We start from the raw sequence: 25,205 nt of genomic DNA, 5'->3' as shown, positions 1-25,205 counted from the left end.
CGCGCTCACCTCAAGCCCCTTCCAGCAGCGCCAGCTCGGCCGGCGTTGCCTCGGCGGCCGGGCGCTGGGCGCTGAAGCGGATCTGCACGCGATCACCACCGGCCTCGTCGATCGTGACTTGCTGGACGAAACCATCACCTTCGACCCGGACCCGTGCCATCTGGGCCGCGACCGCGGGCGCCAGTGGTTCGAGCACCAACGTCCAGCCGTGTGCGCCAAGCAGTTCGCCATCGATGCGGAACTGCGTCGACAGCGCTCCGAGGTCGCCGGCCAGCAGCGCCAGCATCAGCTGCGTGAACTCCTTGAGGCCGGGCACTCGCGCGACGTCGAGCTGCTGCTGCACGCGGCCGTCGGCGCCGACGGCACGCAGCGTCGTCGGCGTGATGACCAGGCTCGATGCCGCCGGTTCGCGCGTGCGCCACAGCACGCCGCGATCGCGCAGGATCAGGAATTCGCCGCGCGAGACCAGCGCCCGCTTGGCGCCACGCAGCGTGCGCTGCTGCTCGAACTCGCCATGCAGCGCCGGTGGCCGGTTGGCGAGCCGCGCCTGCACCGCCTCGACCAGCGTCGCAGCCGAGGCCGCGCCGGGCAGCGACGCGATCGAAGCCAGCAGGGCCAACAGCGCGCGTCGATGCAGGAGACCGCTCACGACGCCACCCCCAGCCGATCCCACAGCACCGGCGGGCAGACGAAGCACAGCTCGCGCGTGCGCATGTCGACCGCGACCTGGGTGCTGGTCGCCTTGTGCACCTTGTGGCCGGTGACGGCGTCGCGGATCAGGTAGACGATGCGCAGCCGGCTCTCCCACTCGATGATCTCGGCGCGCACGATCAGGCGCTGGCCGAAGCTCGCGGTGCGGATGAACTTCTGCTGCAGCTCGACGATCGGCCAGGCGTAGCCGGATTCCTTCATCCGCGTGTAGCCGTAGTCGAAGCGATCGAGCAGCGCGCAGCGCGCGATCTCGAAGTATTTTGCGTAGTTGCCATGCCAGACGATGTCCATCGGGTCGAGGTCGTGGAAGGCCGGGACGATCTCGACTTCGCAGCTCAGGTCGGGCTTGCTCATGCAGACAGCTCCCAGGCCTGCGCGCGAATCGCCTCCAGCAGCACATGCAGATCGGCATCGAGCGCGCGATCCTCGACCACCAGCGCCACGCGGTCGGCGAGGTCGGCCTCGAAGGCGGCCAGGCGCTCGTTCAGCGCCAGGGTCGGATTCACGCGCCGACGCAATTCGAGGCCTTGGCGCGCCGCGATCAGCATCGCCGCCGCCACCTGCTCGACCAGCTCCAGCACCCGCAGGCAGTCGCGCGCGGCGATGGTGCCCATGCTGACCTTGTCCTGGTTGTGGCACTCGGTCGAGCGCGAGAACACCGAGGCCGGCATCGTCAGCTTCAGGGCCTCGGCGGTCCAGGCCGAGACGCTGATCTGCAGCGCCTTCAGGCCGTGGTTGATCGGCGCGCGCTCGCCGGTCGCACCCGAGAGGTTGGCCGGCAGGCCGTGGTTGTAGCGGGCATCGACGATCAGCGCGAGCTGGCGGTCGAGCAGGTCGGCGATGTTGGCGACCAGTTGCTTGAGCGAATCCATCGCGAAGGCGATGTGGCCGCCGTAGAAATGGCCGCCATGCAGCACGCGACCGGAGGCGACGTCGATGATCGGGTTGTCGTTGGCGCTGTTGAGCTCGTTCTCGATCTGCGCGCGCAGGAAGGGCAGCGCGTCCTCGAGCACGCCGATCACGTGCGGGGCGCAGCGCAGCGAGTAGCGGTCCTGCAAGCGGTGACTGGCGCCGGCCGGCGCGCCGGCCAGGTCGGCACGAAGAGAGGCGGCCACCCGCTGCTGGCCGGCGTGCGGCTTGACCGCGAACAGGGTTTCGTCGAAGTGCGCCGGGTTGCCGTCGGCGACCAGCACGTTGCAGGCCGTCAGGCGCGTCGCGAGTTGCGCGAGGTAGCTGGCGCGATCGAAGGCCAGGGAGGCCAGCGCGGTCATCACGGCCGTGCCGTTCATGATCGCCAGGCCCTCCTTCGGGCGCAGGCGCAGCGGCGTGATGCCGAGTTCGGCGAACACCTCGGCCGCGGCGCGGCGCTCGTCCTTGAACCAGACCTCGCGCTCGCCGCAGAGCACCGCCGCCACGTAGCTCAGCGGCGTCAGGTCGCCGCTGGCGCCGACCGAGCCTTCGGCCGGGATCAATGGCAGCACGTCGTGCAGCAGCAGCAACTGAAGCTGCTGCAGCAGCTCGACGCTGACGCCGGAATGCCCTTGCGACAGCGATTGCAGCCGCGCTGCCAGCACCGCGCGCGTTTCCTCGGGCGTGAGGAAACGGCCCATGCCGCAGCCGTGGTAGGTGTAGAGGTGGTGCGGCAGCTCGGCCACCAGCGCCGGCGGCACGTTGACGGTGCAGGAGTCGCCGTAGCCGGTGGTGACGCCATAGACCACGCCCTCGTCGCGCAGCAGGCGCTCGATGAGTTCGGCACCGGCGGCGATGCGGGCGCGAAATGCGGGCTCGGGTGAAAGCTCGGCACGGCGCTGCCGTTGCGCCAGCGCCAGCACGTCTTCGATGTTCAGGCGCTGGCCGTCGAAGCGGACCGGCTCCCTCTGTTGTTCACTCGTCATGAGAGATTCGTCGCGGGATGCTCGGGGCCGGCCGGCAGCGAATGCGTCGGCTGGTCCCAGAAGGCAAAGAAGTTGAACCACTCGCAGGGCGCGCGCACCAGCAGCCGTTCGAGCGCCGCCACGTAGCGCGCTGCGTGCTCGCGCAGCGCAGCCTCGCGCGTGGTGCGCGGCAGCACGACGCGCTCGGCGAGCAACTCGAAGACCTGCACGTGGCGGCCGTCGGCCTCGCGGATGCAGCCCATGAAGTAGAGCGGGCACTTGAGCAGCGCCGCCAGCACGTAGGCGCCGACCGGAAATGGCGCCGCATGGCCGAGGAAGGGCAGGCTCAGCGTCTTGCTCTGCCGCACCGGCACCCGGTCGCCGACGATCGCCACCACGCCGCCGGCCTCGACCCGAGCCGCGAGCCTGGCGGCGGTGGCGGCATCGACCTCGGTCACCTGCAGCAGCTCGATGCGCTGCTTCGGATTCAAGCGTCTCAGCACCGCGTTGAAGCGCTCGGCATGGCGGGTGTGAACCAGCACCGTCAGCGGCAGTGCCACGTCCTGCTCGGCCAGCGCCTGGCACATCTCGAGGCAACCGACATGGGCGGTGACGATCAGCGCGCCCTCGCCGCGCGCCAGCCGAAGCGCGATGTCCTCGCGGCCCTCGACCCGCACCCGACCGAAGCCATAGCGGCCGCTGGCGGCCAGCAGCTTGTCGAGCAGCGTCTCGGCGAAGGCCAGGAAATGAAGCAAGCTCTGGCGCCAGCCCGGTGGCCCGCCGAACGCACCGTGCGCGGCCTCGATGCGCTGCAGGTACTGCAGCGAGGCGCGGCGCGCGTCGGCCCGCGTGGCCCAGTACCAGGTCACGACCGGATAGAGACAGAGCCGGAACGGCGTGCGGCCGAAGACCCGGTAGACCGCCCACAGCAGCCAGATGCCGGCGACGCTGGTGTGCTCGCCGATCGAAGACCAGTGCCGGTGGGCTTGCTTGCTCATGCGAGCTTCCGCCACAGCAACCCTGGCGCCCGCGGCAACATGCCGAAGAACAGCCGCGTGTGCATCCACGAGATCAGCAGGTTGTCGTGCAGCGCGCGGAAGTGCGAGACGCCGCCCTGCGGGTAGGTCACGCGGGTCGGCTGCTGGATCACCGGAACCCCGGCCCAGACCAGGCGCACCAGCACCTCGACGTCGAAGTCCATGCGACGACCGATCTGCACCCGGTCGAGCAGCGCCACCACCGGCGCCAGCGGATAGACCCGAAAGCCGCACATCGAGTCGCGCACGGCAAAGGACAGCGTGTTGATCCAGACCCAGACATGGGTCGCATAGCGGCCGACCAGGCGACCGAGCGGCACGCTGCGGTCGTAGATCGGGCGGCCGGCGATGACCGCCCGCGGGTTCTGCCCGGCGAGCGCGAGAAAGGCTGGCAGGTCGCCCGTGTCGTGCTGGCCATCGGCGTCGATCTGGATCGCATGCGTGTGACCGCGCGCCAGCGCCGCGCGCAGGCCGGCCATCACCGCCCCACCCTTGCCCTGGTTGCGCGCCAGGCGCACCAGCGCCACGCCCTCGCCCGCCGCCAGCGTGTCGAGCACCGCGGCGCAGCCGGCATCACTCCCGTCGTCGACCAGCACGCAGCACAGACCCTGCGCGCGCACCGCGTCGACCACCCGGCCGACCGTGGCGCCATGGTTGTAGACCGGGATCACGACCGCGACATCAGGCATCGACACACTCCCCGAACACCAGCCGGCCACCGCTGTGAGAACCAACGCGCGAGGACCACGCGAACACCAGCGTCGAACTCTCGGCACGCCATTCGAGCGCCAGCGTCAGCCGCGTCGCCGGTCGCACCGGTTGCTGGAACTTGAGCGCTTCCATCCGCAGCACCGCACCACGCGAACCAAAGGCCTCGCGCGCGGCGGCGATTGCCCAGTCGAGTTGCAGCACGCCGGCCAGGATCGGCGCGCCGGGGAAATGACCGTCGAAGGCGGCGTCAAAGCTGGCGAGCCAGAGCCGGGCTTCGGCATGCGTCTCGTCGCGCCGCAGCCAGTGGCGCGCGGGTGCCGCCTCGCCTTCATGCTCGAACAGCCCGCGCAGCGTCGCCTCGGGCAGCTTGCCCTGGGCGTTGAAGGGCAGCGCCAGCACTTCGCGCCAGCGGCGCGGCAGCGCAACGCGCTCGACCTGCGCGGCAAGCCCTTCGCGCAGCCGCTCGTGCAGCACGCGCTCGCCCTGCGTCTCGATCAGCTCCCAGCCGGCCTCGCTCGGCACCGAAACCACCGCGATGCGTTCGCCGCCCGCGCCCGCCAGCACCAGCGCGCGCGCATCGGCCAGCAGCGGGTTGCTACGCAGCGCCTGCTCGATCGCCGTCAGCGAGACGCGCTTCTCCTCGATCTTGACGATGCGATCGACGCGGCCGAGCAGCGTGAAGGCATGGCCACCCTCCTGCGGCTGGACCCGGTCGCTGGTGCGGTACCAGTCGCGATCGGGCAGGAACGGCGAGCTGAGTTCCAGCAGCTCGGCCTCGACGCGCCAGTCGACGCCGGGCAGCAGCTGCCAGGCATCGCCATGCAGCGCGCGCTGGCGCCAGGCGATGCCGCCGGTTTCGGAGCTGCCGTAGATTTCGATCGGCGCGACGCCGAAGGCAGTCAGCGCCTGCTGCGCGCTCTCGGGCAGCAGCGGCCCGCCGGAGGACAGCACGGCGCGCACGTGGCCACGCAGCGCGGCCCAGTCGAGTTGCTCGGGCAGGCGCTTCAGATGCGCGGGGCTGGCCACCAGCAGGCTCGGCGCGGCTGCGAGGCGCGCCACCATCTCTTCCGGATAGACGATGCGGCGGGTCGCGAACACGCGCCCTGCCGCCAGCGGCCACAGCAGTGCGAACAGCAGGCCGTAGATGTGGTGGTGCGAGACGGTCGCATGCACCTGCAGTTCTGCGTCCGCGGCCCAGCCGATGCCGTGCAGCGCATGCTGGACCTCGATCTCGGCCTGCAACTGGGCCAGCGACTTCGGGATCGCCGCCGGCTCGCCGCTGCTGCCGGAAGTGAACAGCAGCAGGCTTGCCCGCTGCGGGTCGAGCGCGCGGCGTTCGATCGGCATCACGCTATCGGCTGCGGGCAGCAGCCCGCCCGGCAGTTCGCCCGCCAGTGCATCGACCTGCGGCCGCAGCCGCTCCAGCGTCGCCGGCTGGCGATCAGCGGGGATGCAGACCCGCTTGCCGGCGTGCCAGGCGCCCCATAGCGCGGCCGAGAACTCGAAGGGGTCGTCGTGGTGCAGGGCAATCACCGGGCCGGGCGTGGCAATCAGCAGCGTCTGCCAGCGGTCGACCGCGGCCAACCAATCGGCGCGCGTGAGCGCCTGTGCGTCGCGCAGCGCGAGCACCCGCGCCGCATCGGCGGCGGCAGGCAGCGCGAGTTCGCCCAGCGCAATCAACTCAGCCATGCGCCAGCCTCGACCTGAGCAGTTGCCGCACGCACCACTCGCCAGCGAACAGGGCGCCGATCAGCAGGTACGCGACGAGCCCGTTGTAGAGCGCCCAGGTCGCGGTGTCCGCGTAGAGCGCGGTCAGCGCGGCGATGCTGCCGTTGACGATGAAGAAGACGCACCAGATCTGCGTGACGCGACGCGTGTAGCGCACCGCGGCCGGCGGCAGGTCGGGCTCGCGCAGTCGCGCCAGGCGCTCGACCAGGCTCTGCCCGCGCAGCAGGCTGGCACCGAACAGAGCCAGCAGTGCGGCGTTGACCAGCACGGGGTAGAACTTCAGCGGCGCCACGGCATTGCCGACGAATGCGAGCGCGCCAAGCAGCGCGGCACCTGCCAGCAGCCAGCGCGGGTCGAGCCTGGTCGCGGTCGGCTGGGCGATGCTCCCCAACGCCAGTCGCGCCAGCACGAGCACCAGCAGCGCCAGCGCCAGCCAGCGCGGCGCCACATGCTCGAGGCCCCACCAGACCGCGAGCGGATAGGCCAGGGTCAAGGCCCCGGCCAGCAGTCGAAACAGCACCGCCTGTGAGCCTTCCTCAGGCCGAGACCGGGCTGTGGATCAGGCCGTGCAGCGCATCGACCACGTCCTGCACCGTGCGCACCGACTTGAAGGCCTCGGGCTGCAGCCGCTTGCCGACCAGCGGCTTGAGCTGAACGATCAGGTCGACCGCATCGATGCTGTCGATGTCGAGGTCGTCGTAGAGCTTCGCCTGCGGCTGCACGCGTGCCGGCTCGATGTCGAAGGTGTCCTGCAGGATCTGCGTCATCCGGGCCAGGATCTCGTCTTGGGTCATGGCGGGTCCTTGGAAGATTCAGCGGGTGCGCTGCGCGGCGACGAAGGCCGCCAGCGCGTTGACCGAGGCGAAGTGCTTGCGGGTTTCCTGGGCGTCGGCGCTCATCGCGACGCCGTAGCGCTTCTGCAGCGCCAGGCCGAGTTCGAGCGCATCGATCGAATCGAGGCCGAGCCCTTCGACGAACAGCGCTTGCGCGGCATCGATGTCTTCGGGCGCCAGGTCCTCGAGCGCGAGCGACGAGACGATCAGTGCCTTGATCTCGGTTTCGAGTTCAGGCGCGTGCAGGACGGTTGAGTTCATGGCTGAAGTAGTTGCGCAGGTGATCGTTGAAGAGGCGCGCCGCCTGGGCGTCGCTGGGTGCGGAAGCGGTTACGGCGGCGGTGTCGATGTCGCCCTGCACCTCGAGCCGGTAGTGGGCGCGGCGCACCGGCACCTGCCACCAGCGCTCGCCCTTGCGCAGCATCGGTGGCTCGGAGCGGATCAGCACCGGCGTCACCGGCAATCCCCCACGCACCGCGATGTTGGCCGCGCCGCGCTGCCAGCGCGGGCCCTCGCCCTGCACCGGCGTGCGAGTGCCCTCGGGAAAGATGATCAGGTTGCTGCCGCCGCGCACCGAGGCGATCGCCTCGTCCACCAGCGCCGGGCCACCGTCGTTGGTGATGAAGTCGGCGGTCTCGACCGGGCCGCGCATGAAGGGGTTGCGTCGCAGCGCCGCCTTGACCACGCAGTTGTGGTCGGGCACCAGCGCGATCAGCAGCACCACGTCGATCAGCGAGGGATGGTTGGCCAGCACCAGCAGCCCGCTGCGCTCCAGGCGCTCGGCACCATGGACCTCGACGCTGATCACGCCAACCGTGCGCATCAGCCACACGAAGGCGCGCATCGAGTGCCGGATCAGGGCCCGCGCCAATGCCACCCGCAGCCGCTGCTCGTGCACCGCCAGCGCGATCAGCGGAAACACCGCGAGGCGCAGCAGCAGGCCGCCAAGGCCGAAGCAGGCAAAGCAGAAGGCGGTGGCGACGGTGCGCCAGGCGCGATCAAGCAAGGACAGCATCGCGAGTCCTTGCGCTCTGTTGCACGCGCTCCCAGCGCCAGCCGCCGTGTTGCCAGGCGGCGCGCTCGTCGAGCAGGAAGCGCAGCGCCTCGAGGCCGTCCGGCAGTCGCGGCGCCGGCGGGTTCTCGCCAGTGCCAGCCCGCTGCAGGCGCAGGCGCGGCCGGTCAGGGTCGGTCGCGCTCGGCAGCGCGATCCGCCAGGCCCAGGCCCAGGCACCGATCGGCGGTTCGACAAAGCAGGCGTAGGCCGGCGGCAAGTCCTCGTCGTAGCACAGCAGCAGCACCTCGGGTGCACCGTCGTGCAGCAGGCCGAGCGCCTCGACGACGCCGGCCGCGGCCGTGTGTTCGGCGGCCGCCAACGCGACCATGTTGGCGCGGCTGCCGTCGATGATCGAGCCGGTGGCGCCGAGCGCGTTGTGGACCGAGAGCGCGAAGGCGGCCGGCGAGATCGCCTCGCCGCGCGCCAGCGCGCCGAGTTCGCCCAGCGCACGCTCGGTATCGCCGTAGCGCGAAGCCAGCACCACCGGCAGTTCGAGCGCCTCGGGCGCCGGCCCGCGCACCTCGTGCAGCACCTGCAGCGCGATGCGCCCGATGCGGTTCAGACGACGCCGCGCCATGGCCGGCACCTGCGGCAGCGCCGGCATCGCGCCGGCCGCTGGCGCTACCGGCGCGGCCGACCGCGCCCAGGCACGCCAGTCGGCGGCAAGGCTCAACCCGTCGGCCCAGGCCGACCATTGGCGGATGACGAAGTCCACGCGCGTCCGAATCAGCGCGACGGACCGCCGGTCCGTGTCTGATGGCCGTAGCGGCGGCTCGAAACCGGCTGACGAACGCCGCCGGTCCTCCCTCTGTAGCTCACGAATCTCTTTCTGTTCTGACGCGACTGGAAACCGCCGATTTTAGGTGAGCGTGTCCCCGCGCCCCGGGCGCCAGACGGGCAAAAAGCACGTTCGTGCACCAAGAATCGGCGACCGGTTCGCCGACCGTTCGCGCCCGCCGGCAGGCGCCTGGCGCGCGCCGGCGGCATCTGGTCGCAGCGGCCTTCGCCGCGGGCTGCCGCGGCGCGAGACTGCGCTCGACGCACACCTCTAAGATCGCCGCTCGTCGGCAGCTGCGGCGCCGATCAAGCGTAAACCCTGATGAACATCGTCCTACCCACGCTCCGCAGCAAAGCCCTGCACCAGCTGCTGCGCACCGCAGCCATCACTACGTCCCTGTGCCTGGGCGTCGCGCTGCTGCTGACGGCACTGGCCGGTGGCCGCGGCTTCGGGCTCAACCTGCTGTATTCGCTGTCGATCGGGCTGTGCTGCTGGTTCTTCATCGAGGGCGGCCATCGACTACTGGATCGGGTGCGCGGCGTCGCCGCCGATCCGGCCAATGCGGCTTGGCCCGGCTGGGCCTGGACGACCTTGCTCGTCGCGCTGGGCACGCTGGCCGGCTACAGCCTGGGCGCGACGATCGCCAACGCGATCAGCGGCCGCTCGGCACCGATGCCCTGGCAGGTGGACTGGCGATCGAGCTCGGCCTCGCTGGTCATCAGCTTCGCGACCGCCGCGGTCGCCACCCTGTTCTTCATGCTGCAAGGTCGCCTGCAGTCGGAGCGCACCCGCGCCGAGGCCGCCCAGCGCCAGGCCGCAGAACACCAGCTGCGCCTGCTCGAAAGCCAGCTCGAGCCGCACATGCTGTTCAACACCCTGGCCAACCTGCGCGCGCTGATCGCGCTCGACCCGCCGCGCGCGCAGGCCATGCTCGACCGCCTGATCGCCTACCTGCGCGCCACGCTGGCCGCGAGCCGGGCCGAGCGCCACACGCTGGCCGACGAGTTCGCGCGGCTCGAGGACTACCTCGCGCTGATGCAGGTGCGCATGGGCGATCGCCTGCAGGTGAAGCTCGAACTGCCGCCGGCGCTGGCGGCTCAGCCGGTGCCGCCGCTGCTGCTGCAGCCGCTGGTCGAGAACGCGATCCAGCATGGCCTCGAGCCCTGCTGCGGCGAGGCCAGCATCTGCGTGCGTGCCGAGCGGGTGGGCGCCCGGCTGGTGCTGAGCGTGCGCGACAGCGGCGTCGGGGTGGCGCCCGGCGCGCTCGATGCGCCGCCACGCCCCGGCCATGGCTTTGGCACCCACCAGGTGCGCGAACGCCTGGCCACGCTCTACGGCTCGCGGGCCGAGTTCAGCCTGCTGCCGGCCGCGGGCGGCGGCACCGAGGCGACGGTGCAGCTTCCCGCCGCCACCGCCTGAATCCGGACGACATCCCCATGCCCCAGACCAACACCCCGACCGCGCTGATCGCCGAGGACGAACCGCTGCTGGCCCAGGCGCTGGCCGCCGAGTTGCGCGCGCTGTGGCCCGAGTTGCAGCTGCTCGCCACCGCGCCCGACGGCCCGCAGGCCGTGCAGCAGGCGCTGGAGCGGCTGCCCGAGGTGCTGTTCCTCGACATCCGCATGCCGGGCATCGACGGGCTCGAGGCCGCGCAGCAGATCGTCGAGGACTGGCCCTGCGAGCGGCCGCTGCCGCTGATCGTCTTCGTCACCGCCTACGACCAGCATGCGCTGGCGGCCTTCGAACGCGCGGCGGTCGACTACCTGCTCAAGCCGGTGCAGACGCAACGACTGGCGCAGACCTGCGAACGCCTGCGCGGGCTGCTGGCGGCGCGCGCGTCTTCGGAGTCAACGGCGACGATCGATCCGGTGTTGCAGCAACTGCAGCGACTGCTCGCCGGCGGCGCGGCGGGCGCGAACGCCGCGCCGCGGCTGCGCGTGATCCAGGCCGGCGTCGGCAACACGCTGCACATGGTGCCGCTCGACGAGGTGCTGGTCTTCGAGGCGGCCGACAAGTACGTGCGGGTGCTGAGCGCCGGGCGCGAGCACCTGATCCGCCAGTCGCTGCGCGAACTGCTGCCGCAACTCGACGAGTCGGAGTTCTGGCAGGTGCATCGCGGCACCGTGGTGCGCGCCACCGCGATCGAGACCGCGGTGCGCGACCCGGCTACCGGCCGGGTGCATGTTTCCCTGCGCGGCCGGCCCGAGAAGATCGTCGTCAGCCGGCTCTACGCCCACCGCTTCAAGGCGATGTAGCGCCCGGTCGGCGCCGTTCAGCGCTGGCTGTAGCGGCGATCGTCGTGGTCGCGATGGCCGTGGGCACGGCGATCACCGTCCTGGTGGTCGCGTCGGTCCCAGCGTCCGTCGCGGCGCCCCTCCGGGCCGCGATCGCGACCATGGCCCCACCAGCCGGGCGCGGGACGATGGACCACCGGCGCAGGGGCGTACACCACCCGTGGCGCCGGCCGGTAGACCACCGGCGGCGGGCCGTAGACCACGCGCGGCGCCGGACGATAGACCACGGGCGGCGGCGCATAGATCACCGGCGACGGCGAGTAGTAGACCGGGGGCGGTGCGTACACCACCGGCGGCGCGTAGACCACCGGTCCGTTGCCGATGACGGCGCCGATCACCGGCAAACCGATGCCGACCGACCACGAGACGTTGCCACCGGCGTGGGCCGCGCCGTTGAACGCGAGCCCGGCCAGGGCGAGGCCGGCGAGGGCCAGCGGGCGGCGCAGTTGGAGTGGGCTGATCATGGTCTGCAAGCTCCTTGGTCCGGCATGTGCCGGCAAGCATTCAACGCGGCGCCGGGTCCAACGGTGCACCGGCCCGGCACGGCCCTTGTGACCGGGCGTAAGCGGCGCAGCCCGGTCTATAGAATCGGCCGCAACCCCAGCATTGATGCGGGCTCGCGTGCTCGCGGGTCCCTGCCCCGAGCCGCCAGCGATGTCCAACAAGCCCCCTGCCCCCGCCGTACCCGCCAAGCCGCAGAACTTCCTGCGCGGCATCATCGAACGCGATCTCGCCGCCGGCACCTACGCCGGCCGCCACTGGGCCGGCACGCCGGGCGACGCGGCGCACCAGGCCGCCGGGGCGCCCGACCCGGCCAGGATCCGCACCCGCTTTCCACCCGAGCCCAACGGCTACCTGCACGTGGGCCACGCCAAGAGCATCTGCCTGAACTTCGGTCTGGCGCGCGACTACGGCGGCATCTGCCACCTGCGCTTCGACGACACCAACCCCGAGAAGGAAGAGCAGGAGTACGTCGACGCAATCAAGGCCGCGGTGCAGTGGCTCGGCTTCGACTGGAAGGCGCAGGGCACCAGTCACCTGTTTTTCGCGAGCGACTACTTCGACTTCATGTACCGCGCCGCCGAGGCGCTGATCGGGGCCGGCCTGGCCTATGTGGACGAGCAGACGCCCGAGCAGATGCGCGCCACCCGCGGCGACTTCAACACCCCCGGCACCGACAGCCCGTTCCGCGCGCGCACCCCGGAGCAGAACCTGGCCCGCTTTCGCGAGATGCGCGACGGCCTGCACGCCGACGGCGCGATGGTGCTGCGCTCGAAGATCGACATGGCCTCGCCCAACATCAACCTGCGCGACCCGGCCCTCTACCGCATCAAGCGCGCGACGCACCACAACACCGGCGACCGCTGGTGCATCTACCCGATGTACAGCTATGCGCATCCGATCGAGGACGCGCTGGAGAACATCAGCCACAGCATCTGCACCCTCGAGTTCGAGGACCAGAGGCCGTTCTACGACTGGGTGCTGGACCGGCTCTGCGAGCTCGGCCTGCTGGCCCAGCCGCGCCCGCACCAGTACGAGTTCGGCCGGCTCAACCTGACCTACGTCATCACCAGCAAGCGCAAGTTGAAGCAACTGGTCGACGAGAAGCATGTAGCCGGCTGGGACGACCCGCGCATGCCCACCATCGCCGGCCTGCGCCGGCGCGGCTACACGCCGGAGGCGATCCAGCTCTTCTGCGAGCGCATCGGCGTGGCCAAGGACTACAGCTGGATCGACTACAGCACGCTCGACGGTGCGCTGCGCGACGACCTCGAGGGCAAGGCACCGCGCGCAATGGCCGTGCTCGAACCACTGAAGCTGATCCTCACGAACTGGAAGGAAGTCTTCGGCAGCGAGGCCCATCTCGAACCCTGCAGCGCGCCGGCCCATCCGCAGCGGCCCGAGCTCGGCACGCGCGATTTCAGTCTCGGCCCCGAGCTCTGGATCGAGCAGGACGACTTCAAGGAAGTGCCGCTCAAGGGCTACCACCGCCTGAGTCCGCCGCGCTTCGGCGACGACGGCGCCAAGGTCGAGGGCACGCTGGTGCGCCTGAAGTACGGCTACGTGGTGCAGTGCACCGGCGTCAAGAAGAACTTCGCCGGCGAGGTCGAGGCGGTCTACGCCAAGCTGATCCCCGACACCAAGAGCGGCACGCCGGGCGCCGACGCGGTCAAGACCAAGGGCGTGATCACCTGGGTCGGCGTGCACGACGCGCTGCCGGCCGAGGTCCGGCTCTACGACCGGCTCTTCACCGAGGCCCAGCCGGATGCCGGCGGGCGCGATTTCCTGAGCGTACTGAACCCGGCGAGCAAGAAGGTCGTCACGGGCTATGTCGAGCCCTCGCTGGCGAGCGCCAAGCCGGACGACAAGTTCCAGTTCGAACGCCACGGCTACTTCGTGGCCGACGCCAAGGATCACGCGCCGGGCGCGATCGTGCTCAACAAGATCACGGGCTTGAAGGACGGATGGGCCAAATGACTGATCCCCGAACTTTCGATCCTGATCTGCTGGGATACTCATTGCCAGCACCAGCACCAGCGTCAGCTATCGCGGCTCCGGTCGCGCAAAGTGACGAAGCGGTTCCTGAGCCGACAGTCTTTGATCCAATTGATGATGAGCAGGAAGTACCGTCGCACTACAGCATCACAGCGTATGGGGCGGACTACCCCGTTGATGGACTAGTCAAGCGGCTCGGCTCAGGTGACATCTTTGTCCCCAGCTTTGATCCAGAGACTCCGGTTGACGACGAAACACCTGGGTTCCAACGTCGATTCGTGTGGCTCAAAGCGCAGTGCGACCGATTTATCGATTCGCTGCTGCTTGGTTTCCCGGTCCCGGGAATTTTTCTCGTCAAGCAGAACGACGGTCGTCACATCGTGCTCGACGGCCAACAGCGGCTCAAGACGCTCGAGGCGTTCTACAAGGGTGTGATCCGCGGAAAAGAGTTCGTACTTGAGCGAGTACAAGAGAAGTACAGGGGACGAACGTACGCAACACTTGACGCCGAAGATCGCCGCAGACTTGATGACAGCATCATCCACGCAACGATCATTCGGCAGGACGAGCCCACCGATGACCAGAGCAGCATCTATCTGATCTTTGAGCGGCTGAATACGGGTGGAACAACGCTGCAGCCTCAAGAGATTCGGGCGGCGCTGTTTCAGCATGGATTGATCCCGTTCATTCGAGGACTCAATGCGAACGAAAACTGGCGCGCTCTGTATGGCCGAACGTCGCCGCGCCTGAAGGATCAGGAACTGATCCTTCGATTCTTCGCGCTGCTGTACATGCGAGCCGAGTACAAACGTCCGATGAAGGATTTCCTGAATCGGTACGCCGAATCGAACGGGCGCTTTCAGTTGCAAAGCCAAGCACAGATGACCGGTGTCTTCGAGGCAACCGTTCAGTCACTTGCTGCCGCGCTCGGCCCAACCGCGTTCCGATTCAACAGCGCACTGAATGCCGCGGTCGCCGATAGCATCATGGTCGCTGTCGCTGAATGTGCTTCGAGAGGTGAGGTACTCACAGCGGCTCAACTTCAGTCGGCTCATGCGTCACTGCTCGCCGACGAGTCGTATTTGGACCAAGTCAGTCGATCTACGGCCGACGAAGACAGGGTGCTCAGTCGCATAGCTATCGCCGTCAAGAAGTTCACTGCGGTGTGATGGTCGATGACTACGCGCGAGCTCGATGCCGCCCGGAAGCGTCTGACAAGTGCCTTCCTACGCGCGAGTGAACTGCCGGAAGGTGCGCTCGAACTGAGGTCTGACTACGCCAGATACCTGTGTGTTCTGGTGTCCGGATTTGTTGAGGTGGCCGTGTTCGAGATGGCGGCGGAGCATTGCCGTCGGCGCGCCTCCCCGACAGTCAGCAACTACGGCATCTCACAGCTAGGCAAGCTGCAGAACATCAAGTGTGAGCGCCTTGCGCAGCTCTTGAGTAGCTTCGATCCGTCTTGGCGCGCCGCATTCGAAGCGTTTGTTGGTGGCCCACGTAGCGACGCGCTGGACAGTGCAGTTGACCTAAGAAACAAGATCGCACATGGAGAGTCTGTTGGCCTGACCCTCAGTCGCGTCACAGATTATCGAGACCGAATCGTCGAGATCTTGGACTTCGTTGAGGAGCTATTCCTTCCCGCGGAAGTGCACCAGTAGCGATGCTTGAAGATTCCATCGTCGTACTGCCGGCACAGGCTAGTCGATGATCTTCACCAGTTGCCCCGGCTTGGGCTCCCCACCGCCGTAGACCCCGTTGATCAGCCGCAGCTGCCGCTCGGCCAGTTCGGCCGGTTGCAGCGGTGAACGCTTGGCCAGCTCGGCGAAGCCACCGCGCGGATAGGGCACGGCCCTGATCGTCCACGGCTCGGCCGCCTTGCGGTCGGCCGCGCTCATGGCCCGGAACGAGGCCTCGGCCTCGCGCAACTGCGGCAGCGCCCGCTCGCGCGCGGCGGCATCCTTGGCCGCGTAGAGCAGCAGGTAGTTGCTGTTGGCCGGCCCGGTCACGATCGTGGCTTGCACCGGCTGCGACTGACCCTGCTGGTTCTGGCGCTGGCCGACGAAGTGGCTCGCCGCCAGGCCGTTGAGGCTGCGTTTCTCGACCTTGCCCTGGGTCGGCTGGATCAGACTCCTGATGATCTCCTCGTGGCTGCTGCCGGCCTTGGCCGGCACGGTCTTCAGCACCAGGCCGGCGTCGCCGGCCGCGTTGACCAGCGCCACCGCGTCCTGTCCGTTCTGGATGCGCCAGCCGGCCGGCGCGGTCAGCGCGATGCCGAGCGGCTCGTGATAGAAGTTCGGGCCACGCACCACGCCCTGCTCGCGGCTGCTGCCGTAGACCATGCCGCCGATCGCCTGCAGGTAGCGCTCGCGGCCGTCGTCGGCATAGGTGCCCGGTGCGGCGCTCTTGGCGTAACCGGCCGCGGTGGCCTTGATCGCGTCGAGCCGCTGCTCGTTGCTCGGATGCGAGGCCAGCCAGTCGCCGCCCTGGCGCGGCTGGCGACCGGCGGCGCGGGCCTGGTCGGCGGCAAACTGCTCCTGCATCTTCAGCACGCCGATCACGTCGACCATGTTCTTCGGGTCGTAGTGGTTGCGCACCAGGTAGTCGGCGCCGAGCCTGTCGGCCTGCAGTTCCTGGTCGCGGCTGTAGCTGGCGATGTAGCCGGCGGCCGCGCCCTGCGAAGCCTGCCCGACCAGCTGGCCGGCGCCGGGCACGCCGTAGGCCTCGGCCACCGCGCCGAGCACGCTGGCGGCCAGCACGCCGATGCCGGCGGCCTGCTGGCGGGTGGCGCGCTGGGCGCCGTGGCGGGCGGTCACGTGACCGATCTCGTGGCCGATGACGCCCGCCAGGTCGGCCTCGCTCTCCATCGTCGCCATGATGCCGCGCGTCACGTAGACATAGCCGCCGGGTGTCGCGAAGGCGTTGACTTCGGGGCTGTCGAGCACGGTGAAGGTCCATTGCAGGTTGGCGCGCTGCGAAGACTTCGCCAGCTTCTGGCCAAGCTCGTCGACGTAGGCCTGCAGCTTCGCGTCCTTGACCACGCCGTACTCGGCCAGCACGCCGGCATGGGCCTTCTTGCCCTCGGCAATCTCGGCCTGCTCGTCCATCACGGTCAGCTCGCGCTGGCCGCTGACGGGATTGGTGACGCTGGTGCAGGCGGCCAGCAGCAGCGCCAGCGGGATGGCACCCAGGCAATGAATGCGGCCTCGATGAGGCCGTCGTGGAATCGCGATCGTCGTCATGTTCGTCGTGGCATCGGCAAGACATTCTGACGCCCGCCTGAGATAAGCTTTTCGCATCTTCCTCTGGAGTTGCGATGACCTCGACCCTGTCCGACGTCCCGCCCGGCGCCAGGCCCGGCCTGTTCCGGCGCCTGTTCCGCTTCGTCAACACCAGCCGGTTGGTCGCGCTGAACCTGATCTTCCTGCTGCTGGTGGTCCTGCTGCTGGCGGCGCTGGTCGGGTGGTTCGTGAACCGCGGAGCGCCCAAGCTGCAGGACAACACCGCGCTGGTGCTCAAGCTCGACGGCAGCCTGGTCGAGCAGCGCTCGGGCAGCGTGCGCGACCGCATCCGCAACCGGGCCAGCGGCCAGACCGACGGCCAGGTCCAGCTGCGCGACCTGATGGCGGTGCTCGATGCCGCGGCCAAGGACCCGAAGATCAGCCGCGCGGTGCTGCTGCTCGACGACTTCAAGGGCGCCGGCATGGCCCAGCTGCGCGAGGCGGCCGCGGCGATCGATCGCTTCAAGGCCAGCGGCAAGCCGGTCATCGCGTGGGGCGCGCACTACGATCAGAAGCGGTACTACCTGGCCGCGCATGCCAGCGAGGTGCTGCTGCACCCGATGGGCGCGGCCTATGCCGACGGCTTTGGCCGCCTGCGCAACTACTACCGCGACGCCTTCGACCGCCTCGGCGTCAGCGCCAACGTCATTCGCGTCGGCAAGTACAAGAACTTCGGCGAGCCCTTCTTCGCCAACGCCCCGTCGAAGGCCACGCTCGAGTCGGACGCGTACCTCTACGACGCGCTCTGGGCCGGCTGGACCGGCGATGTCGAAAGGGCCCGCAAGCTGCCGGCCGGCAGCGTGGCCAAGCTGATCGACGGCCTGCCGCAGAACCTCGCCGCGGTCGACGGCGACATGGCCCGGCTCGCGCTCGACGCCAAGTGGGTCGATGCGCTGCAGACGCGGGACCAGCTGCGCGACCGCCTCGTCAAGGAGGGCGTCGAGGACAAGGAGCACAACACCTTCGTGCAGGTCGGCTTCGACGAGTACCTGCAGCGCATCAAGCCGCCGGCCGGTGGCGCCGCGGTCGGCGTGATCGTGGCCCAGGGCGAGATCAGCGACGGCGAGGCCGGCCCCGGCGCGATCGGCGGCCGCTCCACCGCCGAGTTGGTGCGCAAGGCGCGCCACGACGAGGACATCAAGGCCATCGTGCTGCGGGTCGACTCGCCCGGGGGCAGCGCCTTCGGCTCCGAGCTGGTGCGGCGCGAGCTGGAGCTGGCGCGCGCGGCCGGCAAGCCGGTGGTGGTGTCGATGGGCAACGTGGCCGCGTCCGGCGGCTACTGGATCTCGATGGCCTCCGACGAGGTCATCGCCGAGCCCAACACGATCACCGGCTCGATCGGCGTGTTCGGCATCCTGCCAACCGCCGAGGGCCTGATGAAGAAGCTCTCGATCAACACCGCCGGCTACACCACGACCTGGCTCGGCCAGGCCTACGACCCGCGCAAGCCGCTCGACCCGCGCCTTGCCGACGTGGTGCAGCTGGCGATCGGCCGCATCTACCAGGACTTCATCGGCCGCGCCGCCGAGGCCCGCAAGACCACGCCCGACAAGATCGACGCGGTCGCGCAAGGCCGGGTCTGGACCGGCGCGCAGGCGCTCGAGCGCGGCCTCGTCGATCGCGTCGGCAGCTATGGCGACGCGCTGCAGGCCGCTGCCACGCGCGCCAAGCTGGCCGACGGCGCCTACGCGGTGCGCTACGTGGAGCCCGACCGCAAGCCCTTCGAGCGATTGCTCGAATCGATCAGCGGCGCGGCCGTGCAGGCGCTAGGCCCGCAGCTCGCGCAGAACTGGCTGCCGCTGGGCGCGCCGCCGGCACTGGCGCGCGACATGCAGCGCGAGCTGCTGTGGCTATCGGAGCTGAGCGAGGGGCGCCAGCCCTTTGCCGGGGTGGTGCACTGCCTGTGCGGGCCGCCCTAGCAAGCGGCGCCGGCCGCAGCAATCAGCGCGGTCGCTTCATTGCCGCGCGCCGCGCGGCCAGGAAGACCTCCGCCTGCTGCTCGCCGTCGGCGATCATCGCCTCGATGTGCGCCTCGTCGCGGTCGAGCTTGCTCTCGTAGTCGAGCCTCGACGACAGCGTCTCGCTCATCTCGATGAACGGGATGTGGTACTCCCGATCGGGGTCCGAGGCGAAGCACTTGGGGATCTTGACCGGCCCGTCGATGTCGAGGCGACGCGCGAAGGCCGGGTTGAAGGCTCCGGCGAGGTAGAGCTCGTTCTTGAGCTGGATCGCCTCGATCTGCTGGAACAGCGAGCCGTTGCCGATCAGTTCGTTGCGCCGGCTGCTGATCTGGCTGGCGGTCTGCGGCACCTCGGCGCAGGTCGTTGGGTTGATCTTGATGACCCAGATCTCCTGCGCGATGTTCTCCTCGCCGACAAACTGGCCTTGCAGCGCCTCGCTGATCGGCGGGTTGTCGCTGAACAGGCCATCCCAGTAGGCGCCGCCATCGAACTCGACCGCCTGGAAGATGTCCGGCACCGCCGCCGAGGCCAGCAGCTGTTCGACGCGCACCGCCTCGTTGCGGCTGCTGAAGCGCGCCAGCTTGCCGGAGAGCACGTCGACCGCGCCGACCAGCAGCACCGGCCGCGCGTCGAGCGCGCCCCAGCGCCGCAGTTCGTCAAAGTCCAGATGCTTTTCGAGCAGGCCGCGGAAATCGCTGAAGTCGGGGCGCAGGCCGTGCGTGCTCCAGTGCATCAGCATCTGCATCCACGGCGAATAGGGGCTGGTGCTCAGGCTTGGCACGGCGCCGGCATTGCTCAGCCGCAGCGCGCCGACGATCTGCCGGTTGAGTGCCTTTTCCTGCGGCGTGGTCGCCATGTTGTCGCGCCAGAACTCGTAGACGCGCTGCCAGGCCGGGCTCTCGCCCTTGTGCAGCGCATACCAGACCAGCGCGGCGCAGATCGCGCCGCCCGAGGTGCCCGAGATGCTGACGATCTCGAAATCCTCGTTCACGCCGCCCTCGAGCAGGCCGCAGAGCGCGCCGGCGGTGAAGGCGGTCTGGCTGCCGCCGCCCTGGCAGGCGATGGCGATGCGGCGCCTGGCCTTGCCTGCGCCGCTCTTCGCGGCAGGCCGGGCGACGACCTTCTTGGCGGCCGCGCCGCGCGTTGCGGCGGCCGTCTTGCGTGATGTCGTCATGGCGGGGGCGATGGACTGGTTGCAGGCAACATGGCTTAGCACCAATCATGCCCCCGGCCGGCGGCTCCCCGCATGACAGGCGCGGCCAGGCCGCGCCGGCGAGGGCCTCAGCGTCGACGCCCCTTGCTCTCTGCGGTCGGTGCCGGCGCGCCCTTCTGCAGCCCTTCGGACATGCCGATCAGCACCCCGCTGACCAGCGCCGCGTAGCTGTCCATCATGGCCTGCGCGGCGCGCAGGCCCATCGCGCGACTGTCGCGCAGGCCGCTCTGCGTCTGCGCCATCAACTGCTCTACCGTGGCGGAGGCCTGCATGCCGGTGTCGCTGCCCTTGAGCTTCATGCTCTCGAGCACCTGCTGCCACGGTCCCTGCAACGAGCCGCCCGAGGACTGCGCGGCCTTGGCCACGCTGCCGAAGAAGGTCGACTCCATCTTCTCGAGGTCGGCCAGCGCACCCTGCAGCCGCTCGGACTGCAGGCCCACGCCCTGGTCGACGAACTGCTGCAGCGCGCGCCGGTTGGCCTCGACCGCCTGCAACAGCGCGGCATCCATGCCGGACACCGCCGCACCGAGCATTGCCTCGACCTCGGCCGGCCGGCCGCCATGCTGCTCGGCGCCGATCGAGGCGGCCTGGGTCACGCTCTTGAGCACGCTGCGGATGTTGGCCAGACTCAGCTCGCGTCCCTGCAGCGCGCCGAGCGTGGCCTGGCTCACCGCCTGACGCAGCGCCTCGCCCTGCTTGGCGCTGGCCTGCGAGAACATCTCGATCAGGGCGTTCTGGTCGATGCCGGTGCGGGTTGCCATGAGCTTTCTCCGGTTCGGGTTGATGGATCGGCAGGCGCAGTGTGACCCCCGCCGGCCGCCATCGGCAAGCGGGATCTGCGCAAAAAAGGCGCGGCGGCCGCCGACGCGACAATGCGCGCGTAGCCCGCTCCTGCGCCACCCGCCATGACCACCGCCGCTGCTCCCGATGCCGCCCTCGTGATCGCCGAGACCCGCGCGTGGGTGCGGCACGCCGTGATCGGCCTCAACCTGTGCCCCTTTGCCAAGGCCGTCGAAAGCAAGGGCCAGGTGCGCTACGTGGTCAGCGACGCCACCGACGAGGACGCGCTGCTGGCCGCGCTGTGCGAGGAGATGCACCGGCTGGCCAAGGGCGACCCGGCCGAGATCGACACCACGCTGCTGATCCATCCGCAGGTGCTGGGCGACTTCCTCGACTACAACGACTTCCTCGAGGCCGCCGACGCCGCCGTCGAGGAACTGGGCTACGCCGGCGTGCTGCAGGTGGCGAGCTTCCACCCCGACTACCAGTTCGAGGGCACCGAGGCCGACGACGTCAGCAACGCCACCAACCGTTCGCCCTACCCCACGCTGCACCTGCTGCGCGAGGACAGCGTGGACCGCGCGGTGATGGCCTTCCCCGAGGCCGAGTCGATCTTCGAGGACAACATGCGCACGCTGGAGCAGCTCGGCGCCGAGGGCTGGGCGGAGTTGCAGCAGCAGTGCCGGCGCGACGCGGCCGGCGGCGCTTCGTCCTAGGGGGAGCGCCGCGCCGAGCGGCGAAGCGTCGGCTCGGCCACGAGCCCGTTGCCTATCCTTGCTGATCGCTTCGTCGCCAGCCAGTCCCCCCGGACCGGCCGGCATCCACGAGGACCCGTCCAACGGAGATGCAGCATGGCCACCCTTCTTGAATCGCTGTCGCAGTCCCTCACGCCCGATGTCCTGGGCAAGCTCGGCGGCGCGGTCGGCCTCGATGCCAACCAGGTCGGCGCCGGGCTCGGCGTCATCGGCCCGCTGCTGACCGGCTCGATGGCGAAGAACCCGGCCATGGCCTCGGGCGGGCTCGACGGCCTGCTCGGCATGCTGCCCAAGGAGGGCGGCGGTGGCCTGCTCGGCATGCTGACCGGCGGCGGACTGGCCGCACTCGGCGGGCTGTTCGGCGGCGGCGGCGCGACGGGCGCGGGGGGTTCGATGCTGTCGGGCATCCTCGGCCCGGGTGTGGGCGCGATCGGCAGTTCGCTCGACCGCGCACTCGGCTTCAAGGTCAGCCCGCTGCTGATGATGGCCGCGCCGGTGGTGCTGCGCGCGATCCAGAAGTTCATGGCCGAGAAGAACGTGGACTCCGGCACCCTGGTCAAGCAGATGCAGCAGGAGCATGCGGGCTTCATCAGCCAGGGCGGCGAGCAGGCCCGGATCGTCGAGCAGGCCATGCTCGCCGGTGACGAGGCCGCGGCACTCAAGGCCCGCTTCACGGCCGAGCAGTGGGCCGCGCTGCGCGTCGCGCCCTTCGCGGCGGGGCGCCTGGTGATGCTGTCCGACAGTTCGGGGCCGGTCGGCAGCGTCCAGGAGATGGGCGCGACGGCCAGCGCGCTGGTAGGCGCGGTCAAGGAGGCCGATCCGGCTTCGCTGCTGGCGATGGTCTTCGATTCGACCCCAGAGCTCGACGAGCTCAAGGCGATCGGCAACGACAAGGCCCCGCTGCTCGAGTTGCTCAAGCGCGCCCACGGCGCGGTCGCGCAGCACGCGCCGGCCCAGGCCGGCGGCTACGCGCGGCTGCTGGTCGAGGTCGCGACCAAGACCGCCGCCGCCTCGACCGAGGGTGGCTTCCTGGGCATCGGCGGCGTCAAGGTCAGCGAATCCGAGCAGGCCGCGATCAACGAGATCAAGGCCCTAGGGCCTGTTAACGCTACCGGAGGGATCGCGTGACCCAGGAAACAAAGGCCATCAAGGCGCAAAGCGCAGCCGGGGTCGGCCCCCGGCGAGCTTTGCAACGCCGAGGGCCGCAGTTTCCTGGGATCACCCTTCGGGCCCGGGTCGCGCAGGCCCTAGCCGGCGTCGCCTGAGCCGGCCGCGAGTTCGAGTTGGGTCAGGTACAGCCGGGTGTCGAACTCGAGCTGGTGGTAGTCCGGCTCCATGTGCGTGCACAGCGCGTAGAAGGCCTTGTCATGCTCGCGCTGCTTGAGATGCGCGAGTTCATGCACGACGATCATGCGCAGGAAGGCCGCCGGCGCGTCACGGAACAGCGTGGCAACACGGATCTCGCGCTTGGCGACCAGGCGCCCGCCCTGCACCCTCGAGACCGCGGTATGGGTGCCGAGCGCGTTGCGGATCACGTGCAGCTTGTTGTCGTAGTGGACCTTGGCCAGCGGCCCGGCATTGCGCATGTGACGGCTCTTGAGCTCGTCGACGTAGTCGAACAGCGCGCGGTCGGTGCGCACCTGGTGCGGCTCAGGATAGCGCCGCGCGAGCATCGGGCCAAGGCGCTCGGTCTCGATCAGCTCACGCACCTGCGCCAGCAGCGGCTCGGGGTAGCCGCCCAGATAGCGCAACGGCGATGCCGGAGCGGCGGTGCTCATGCCAGGCCTAGCTTCTTGCGCGACGGCCCCGGCACCGTCAGCCACGCCGGCAGTCGCGCCTGCGGCAGGAGCTCGGCCACCGCGCGCGTGGCCTGGTCGATCGCACCCTGAGCGTAGGCAAAGGCGCCGGCGTCGGAATTGGCGATCGCGATGCGACCCAGGCCGCGTCGCGCGGCCGTGATGGGCAGCGGGCCGGCCGGCCAGTAGCGGTCCCAGGGCCGCATGTACTCGTAGGCATAGCCATGCGACCAGCGATTCAGCGTGATGGCCTCGATGTCGCGCGCGGCGAAGAAGCCGTGCGGACCGAGCGCTCGCTGCAGCACGTCGCGCAGTTCAGTCTCGAGCGTCTCGAAGGAGGTGCTCGTCAGCTGCCGGCGCCCAGCCGCGGCCTGCTCGCGCGCCGGGATACCCTGCTGCGGCCCGCCGACCACCGCGCTGAAATGCAGCAGCACCGGATCGTCCGGCGTCTGCGCAAAGCGATAGCTGCCGATGCTGACCGGAAAGTCGATGCCACCCTCGTCGAAGAAGCGACCCGGCATGCGAAAGCCGTGCAGGCCCGCCGCCTGCAGCGCACGCCAGTTCGACAGCAGCACGTTGGCGTAGACCAGCGGCACCTTGTGCTGGTCGTCGAGCGCGGTGGCCTGCGGCGCCGGCAGCTCCGGGCACAGCAGCGGGATCACGCGGCTCCAGCAGGCCAGCACCACCTGGCCGGCACGCACGGTACGGGCCTGGCCGTCGGCCCCGATGTAGCCCACGTCGACCGCGCGCCGCGCGCCGTCGACATGCGCCACCCGCACCACGCTGCTGTTCAGGCGCATGCGCACCGGCGCGCCGGGCGCGTCGAGCTGACGGTCGTCGCGCTCGGCCAGCACCAGGCTCTCGATGTCGGTGCCCGGCAGCGCGGCCGGGATCAGCTTGCGCAGCATCGCGCGCACCACGCCGGCGTTGCCGTCGGGGAAGTGATAGATGTATTCGTCGCTGCCGGCGAAGGCCTGGCGCCCGGTCGGGCTCATGCGCGGGTCGACCGCCTTGCCCAGGTTCATCGCGGCAAAGCCGGGCAGGCCCATTGCAAAGCCGTCGAGCGCGCTGGTGGCATCGGTGCCGACGCCGAACCAGCCGCGGGTGCGGCTGTTGAAGTAGCGCGTGAGCTCGGGATCGACGCGGCAATGGCGGGTGATGAACCGGTCGTAGCTGATGCCGGCCAGCAGCGTGCGCTTCTGGCTGCGGGTGCGGCCCGCAAGCCAGTCGCGCGGCGCGTCTATCAGGCGGATCAGGTCGGCCTGCGCGCGCGGGTTGAGCGGCGTCTGCGGCACCCACTGCGCCGCCCGGGCGCCGGGTGGCGGACGCACGAGGCGGTCCTCGCCCCACTGCTCGCGGTGAAAGAAGATGCCGCGCGCCTCGACCCCGTGTCGCTCGCCCCACTGCTTGTCGTACCAGTCGTGGAACTTTGCGAGATCGATGCCGATGTCGCGGATCAGCCGGTGCGTCGCCGGCGACCAGAAGCTCGGCGAGTCGAGCGCCTCCGAGCCGCCGTAGCCGATGATGCGGCGCCCGCTGGCGCTGACGAACTCGTTGCGCAACGCATGGCCGCCGATGTCGGCCTGCGGGTCGATCAGCAGCACGCGCGCGCCGGGCCGCTGCTGGCGCCACAGCACCGCCGCGGCGAGCCCGCTGATGCCGGCGCCGACGACGACCAGCTCGACCTCTTCGTCGCCCGGCCGGTGCGCCGGCAGCTCGACGCGCTGATGCGGGTTGCGCCACTGGTGCAGCGTGCGAAAGGCGGCGTCGGTCTGGCCGAGGAACTCGCCGCCGCCGTCCGTGGCCAGCCCCGTCGACGGCGCCAGCGCGGCCGAGCCGAGCGCGACGCCGTTGAGGAAGTCGCGCCGCGTGATGGGGCGCTCGAGTCCGAGCCTGGAGGACATGG

25 protein-coding genes are annotated in these 25,205 nt (G+C 69.8%); 8 read left to right on the top strand and 17 right to left on the bottom strand.

Features of this window, described 5'->3' with window-relative positions; genetic code table 11:
- Positions 1-10: 10 nt before the first annotated feature.
- From EV670_RS05235 to EV670_RS05185, 11 genes are read right to left on the bottom strand one after another with little or no spacing between them, the layout of a single operon-like run.
- Complete coding sequence (locus EV670_RS05235) at positions 11-649, bottom strand: LolA family protein (protein ID WP_165393242.1); 639 nt, start codon at positions 647-649, stop codon at positions 11-13.
- Positions 646-1,065 (bottom strand): acyl-CoA thioesterase, encoded by a 420-nt coding sequence (locus EV670_RS05230; RefSeq protein ID WP_130430720.1) that lies wholly within the window; start codon positions 1,063-1,065, stop codon positions 646-648. The genes EV670_RS05235 and EV670_RS05230 overlap by 4 nt, the downstream gene beginning before the upstream one ends.
- Positions 1,062-2,606, bottom strand: coding sequence for an HAL/PAL/TAL family ammonia-lyase (locus EV670_RS05225; RefSeq protein WP_130430719.1), 1,545 nt, complete (start codon positions 2,604-2,606; stop codon positions 1,062-1,064). Before EV670_RS05225 ends, EV670_RS05230 begins: the two co-directional genes overlap by 4 nt.
- Positions 2,603-3,583: an LpxL/LpxP family acyltransferase gene (locus EV670_RS05220; protein ID WP_130430718.1), complete on the bottom strand. Its 981-nt coding sequence runs from the start codon at positions 3,581-3,583 to the stop codon at positions 2,603-2,605. Before EV670_RS05220 ends, EV670_RS05225 begins: the two co-directional genes overlap by 4 nt.
- A complete protein-coding gene (locus EV670_RS05215) occupies positions 3,580-4,311 on the bottom strand; it encodes a glycosyltransferase family 2 protein (protein ID WP_130430717.1) in 732 nt (243 codons plus the stop codon). The genes EV670_RS05220 and EV670_RS05215 overlap by 4 nt, the downstream gene beginning before the upstream one ends.
- Positions 4,304-6,022 carry an ApeI family dehydratase gene (locus EV670_RS05210; RefSeq protein WP_130430716.1) on the bottom strand — a complete coding sequence of 573 codons (1,719 nt, stop codon included), beginning with the start codon at positions 6,020-6,022 and terminating at the stop codon, positions 4,304-4,306. Before EV670_RS05210 ends, EV670_RS05215 begins: the two co-directional genes overlap by 8 nt.
- Positions 6,015-6,581, bottom strand: coding sequence for a COG4648 family protein (locus tag EV670_RS05205; RefSeq protein ID WP_130430715.1), 567 nt, complete (start codon positions 6,579-6,581; stop codon positions 6,015-6,017). The genes EV670_RS05210 and EV670_RS05205 overlap by 8 nt, the downstream gene beginning before the upstream one ends.
- A gap of 16 nt (positions 6,582-6,597) precedes the next feature.
- On the bottom strand, positions 6,598-6,855 hold the full coding sequence (locus tag EV670_RS05200) for an acyl carrier protein (protein WP_130430714.1): 258 nt from the start codon (positions 6,853-6,855) through the stop codon (positions 6,598-6,600).
- Between the two features lie 18 nt (positions 6,856-6,873).
- The gene (locus tag EV670_RS05195) at positions 6,874-7,155 is read right to left on the bottom strand and encodes a phosphopantetheine-binding protein (protein ID WP_130430713.1); all 282 of its coding nucleotides are present in this window, start codon (positions 7,153-7,155) and stop codon (positions 6,874-6,876) included.
- On the bottom strand, positions 7,127-7,909 hold the full coding sequence (locus EV670_RS05190; RefSeq protein ID WP_130430712.1) for a lysophospholipid acyltransferase family protein: 783 nt from the start codon (positions 7,907-7,909) through the stop codon (positions 7,127-7,129). Before EV670_RS05190 ends, EV670_RS05195 begins: the two co-directional genes overlap by 29 nt.
- A complete protein-coding gene (locus EV670_RS05185) occupies positions 7,893-8,663 on the bottom strand; it encodes a beta-ketoacyl synthase chain length factor (RefSeq protein WP_165393241.1) in 771 nt (256 codons plus the stop codon). Before EV670_RS05185 ends, EV670_RS05190 begins: the two co-directional genes overlap by 17 nt.
- Before the next feature lie 384 nt (positions 8,664-9,047).
- Here EV670_RS05185 and EV670_RS05180 point away from each other — a divergent pair, with 384 nt between their 5' ends.
- Positions 9,048-10,145 (top strand): sensor histidine kinase, encoded by a 1,098-nt coding sequence (locus EV670_RS05180; protein WP_130430710.1) that lies wholly within the window; start codon positions 9,048-9,050, stop codon positions 10,143-10,145.
- 17 nt (positions 10,146-10,162) lie between these two features.
- Complete coding sequence (locus EV670_RS05175) at positions 10,163-10,981, top strand: LytR/AlgR family response regulator transcription factor (protein WP_130430709.1); 819 nt, start codon at positions 10,163-10,165, stop codon at positions 10,979-10,981.
- 17 nt (positions 10,982-10,998) lie between these two features.
- Here the strand turns inward: EV670_RS05175 and EV670_RS05170 are convergent, their stop codons facing one another.
- Positions 10,999-11,484, bottom strand: a complete 486-nt coding sequence (locus EV670_RS05170) for a hypothetical protein (protein WP_242616838.1) — start codon at positions 11,482-11,484, stop codon at positions 10,999-11,001.
- A 190-nt stretch (positions 11,485-11,674) separates the two neighbouring features.
- Here EV670_RS05170 and EV670_RS05165 point away from each other — a divergent pair, with 190 nt between their 5' ends.
- From EV670_RS05165 to EV670_RS05155, 3 genes are read left to right on the top strand one after another with little or no spacing between them, the layout of a single operon-like run.
- Positions 11,675-13,498, top strand: a complete 1,824-nt coding sequence (locus EV670_RS05165) for a glutamine--tRNA ligase/YqeY domain fusion protein (protein WP_130430708.1) — start codon at positions 11,675-11,677, stop codon at positions 13,496-13,498.
- A complete protein-coding gene (locus tag EV670_RS05160; protein ID WP_165393240.1) occupies positions 13,495-14,685 on the top strand; it encodes a DUF262 domain-containing protein in 1,191 nt (396 codons plus the stop codon). Before EV670_RS05165 ends, EV670_RS05160 begins: the two co-directional genes overlap by 4 nt.
- Before the next feature lie 6 nt (positions 14,686-14,691).
- Positions 14,692-15,174 carry a HEPN domain-containing protein gene (locus tag EV670_RS05155; RefSeq protein WP_130430706.1) on the top strand — a complete coding sequence of 161 codons (483 nt, stop codon included), beginning with the start codon at positions 14,692-14,694 and terminating at the stop codon, positions 15,172-15,174.
- A 39-nt stretch (positions 15,175-15,213) separates the two neighbouring features.
- Here EV670_RS05155 and EV670_RS05150 read toward each other — a convergent pair whose 3' ends face one another.
- Positions 15,214-16,755, bottom strand: coding sequence for a M48 family metalloprotease (locus EV670_RS05150; RefSeq protein WP_130430705.1), 1,542 nt, complete (start codon positions 16,753-16,755; stop codon positions 15,214-15,216).
- 74 nt (positions 16,756-16,829) lie between these two features.
- Between EV670_RS05150 and sppA the strand changes: the two genes are divergently transcribed.
- Complete coding sequence (gene sppA / locus EV670_RS05145; protein ID WP_130430704.1) at positions 16,830-18,713, top strand: signal peptide peptidase SppA; 1,884 nt, start codon at positions 16,830-16,832, stop codon at positions 18,711-18,713.
- A gap of 22 nt (positions 18,714-18,735) precedes the next feature.
- Here the strand turns inward: sppA and EV670_RS05140 are convergent, their stop codons facing one another.
- The gene (locus EV670_RS05140) at positions 18,736-19,929 is read right to left on the bottom strand and encodes a patatin-like phospholipase family protein (RefSeq protein WP_130430703.1); all 1,194 of its coding nucleotides are present in this window, start codon (positions 19,927-19,929) and stop codon (positions 18,736-18,738) included.
- Between the two features lie 107 nt (positions 19,930-20,036).
- A complete protein-coding gene (locus EV670_RS05135; RefSeq protein WP_130430702.1) occupies positions 20,037-20,729 on the bottom strand; it encodes a DUF6781 family protein in 693 nt (230 codons plus the stop codon).
- A 144-nt stretch (positions 20,730-20,873) separates the two neighbouring features.
- Here EV670_RS05135 and EV670_RS05130 point away from each other — a divergent pair, with 144 nt between their 5' ends.
- Together EV670_RS05130 and EV670_RS18715 are read left to right on the top strand one after the other, a co-directional pair.
- Positions 20,874-21,464: a DUF1415 domain-containing protein gene (locus EV670_RS05130; RefSeq protein ID WP_130430701.1), complete on the top strand. Its 591-nt coding sequence runs from the start codon at positions 20,874-20,876 to the stop codon at positions 21,462-21,464.
- 135 nt (positions 21,465-21,599) lie between these two features.
- The gene (locus EV670_RS18715) at positions 21,600-22,631 is read left to right on the top strand and encodes a DUF937 domain-containing protein (protein ID WP_207224999.1); all 1,032 of its coding nucleotides are present in this window, start codon (positions 21,600-21,602) and stop codon (positions 22,629-22,631) included.
- 119 nt (positions 22,632-22,750) lie between these two features.
- Here the strand turns inward: EV670_RS18715 and EV670_RS05120 are convergent, their stop codons facing one another.
- Positions 22,751-23,281 carry a M48 metallopeptidase family protein gene (locus EV670_RS05120; protein WP_130430700.1) on the bottom strand — a complete coding sequence of 177 codons (531 nt, stop codon included), beginning with the start codon at positions 23,279-23,281 and terminating at the stop codon, positions 22,751-22,753.
- Positions 23,278-25,203, bottom strand: a complete 1,926-nt coding sequence (locus EV670_RS05115) for an NAD(P)-binding protein (protein ID WP_207224998.1) — start codon at positions 25,201-25,203, stop codon at positions 23,278-23,280. Before EV670_RS05115 ends, EV670_RS05120 begins: the two co-directional genes overlap by 4 nt.
- Positions 25,204-25,205 lie beyond the last annotated feature (2 nt).

Source organism: Rivibacter subsaxonicus, assembly GCF_004217215.1.
GTDB lineage: Bacteria > Pseudomonadota > Gammaproteobacteria > Burkholderiales > Burkholderiaceae_C > Rivibacter > Rivibacter subsaxonicus.
Note: the sequence above shows the minus strand (reverse complement) of the source record. Positions and strands in the feature narration are given on the sequence as shown.

Coding starts and splice junctions, on each gene's coding strand:
- EV670_RS05160 (WP_165393240.1), top strand. CDS start 13,495: ATGACTGATCCCCGAACTTTCGATCCTGATCTGCTGGGATACTCATTG.
- EV670_RS05120 (WP_130430700.1), bottom strand. CDS start 23,281: ATGAGCACCGCCGCTCCGGCATCGCCGTTGCGCTATCTGGGCGGCTAC.
- EV670_RS05165 (WP_130430708.1), top strand. CDS start 11,675: ATGTCCAACAAGCCCCCTGCCCCCGCCGTACCCGCCAAGCCGCAGAAC.
- EV670_RS05200 (WP_130430714.1), bottom strand. CDS start 6,855: ATGACCCAAGACGAGATCCTGGCCCGGATGACGCAGATCCTGCAGGAC.
- EV670_RS18715 (WP_207224999.1), top strand. CDS start 21,600: ATGGCCACCCTTCTTGAATCGCTGTCGCAGTCCCTCACGCCCGATGTC.
- EV670_RS05190 (WP_130430712.1), bottom strand. CDS start 7,909: ATGCTGTCCTTGCTTGATCGCGCCTGGCGCACCGTCGCCACCGCCTTC.
- EV670_RS05175 (WP_130430709.1), top strand. CDS start 10,163: ATGCCCCAGACCAACACCCCGACCGCGCTGATCGCCGAGGACGAACCG.
- sppA (WP_130430704.1), top strand. CDS start 16,830: ATGACCTCGACCCTGTCCGACGTCCCGCCCGGCGCCAGGCCCGGCCTG.
- EV670_RS05115 (WP_207224998.1), bottom strand. CDS start 25,203: ATGTCCTCCAGGCTCGGACTCGAGCGCCCCATCACGCGGCGCGACTTC.
- EV670_RS05135 (WP_130430702.1), bottom strand. CDS start 20,729: ATGGCAACCCGCACCGGCATCGACCAGAACGCCCTGATCGAGATGTTC.
- EV670_RS05225 (WP_130430719.1), bottom strand. CDS start 2,606: ATGACGAGTGAACAACAGAGGGAGCCGGTCCGCTTCGACGGCCAGCGC.
- EV670_RS05155 (WP_130430706.1), top strand. CDS start 14,692: ATGACTACGCGCGAGCTCGATGCCGCCCGGAAGCGTCTGACAAGTGCC.
- EV670_RS05230 (WP_130430720.1), bottom strand. CDS start 1,065: ATGAGCAAGCCCGACCTGAGCTGCGAAGTCGAGATCGTCCCGGCCTTC.
- EV670_RS05170 (WP_242616838.1), bottom strand. CDS start 11,484: ATGATCAGCCCACTCCAACTGCGCCGCCCGCTGGCCCTCGCCGGCCTC.
- EV670_RS05215 (WP_130430717.1), bottom strand. CDS start 4,311: ATGCCTGATGTCGCGGTCGTGATCCCGGTCTACAACCATGGCGCCACG.
- EV670_RS05180 (WP_130430710.1), top strand. CDS start 9,048: ATGAACATCGTCCTACCCACGCTCCGCAGCAAAGCCCTGCACCAGCTG.
- EV670_RS05220 (WP_130430718.1), bottom strand. CDS start 3,583: ATGAGCAAGCAAGCCCACCGGCACTGGTCTTCGATCGGCGAGCACACC.
- EV670_RS05210 (WP_130430716.1), bottom strand. CDS start 6,022: ATGGCTGAGTTGATTGCGCTGGGCGAACTCGCGCTGCCTGCCGCCGCC.
- EV670_RS05140 (WP_130430703.1), bottom strand. CDS start 19,929: ATGACGACATCACGCAAGACGGCCGCCGCAACGCGCGGCGCGGCCGCC.
- EV670_RS05150 (WP_130430705.1), bottom strand. CDS start 16,755: ATGACGACGATCGCGATTCCACGACGGCCTCATCGAGGCCGCATTCAT.
- EV670_RS05195 (WP_130430713.1), bottom strand. CDS start 7,155: ATGAACTCAACCGTCCTGCACGCGCCTGAACTCGAAACCGAGATCAAG.
- EV670_RS05130 (WP_130430701.1), top strand. CDS start 20,874: ATGACCACCGCCGCTGCTCCCGATGCCGCCCTCGTGATCGCCGAGACC.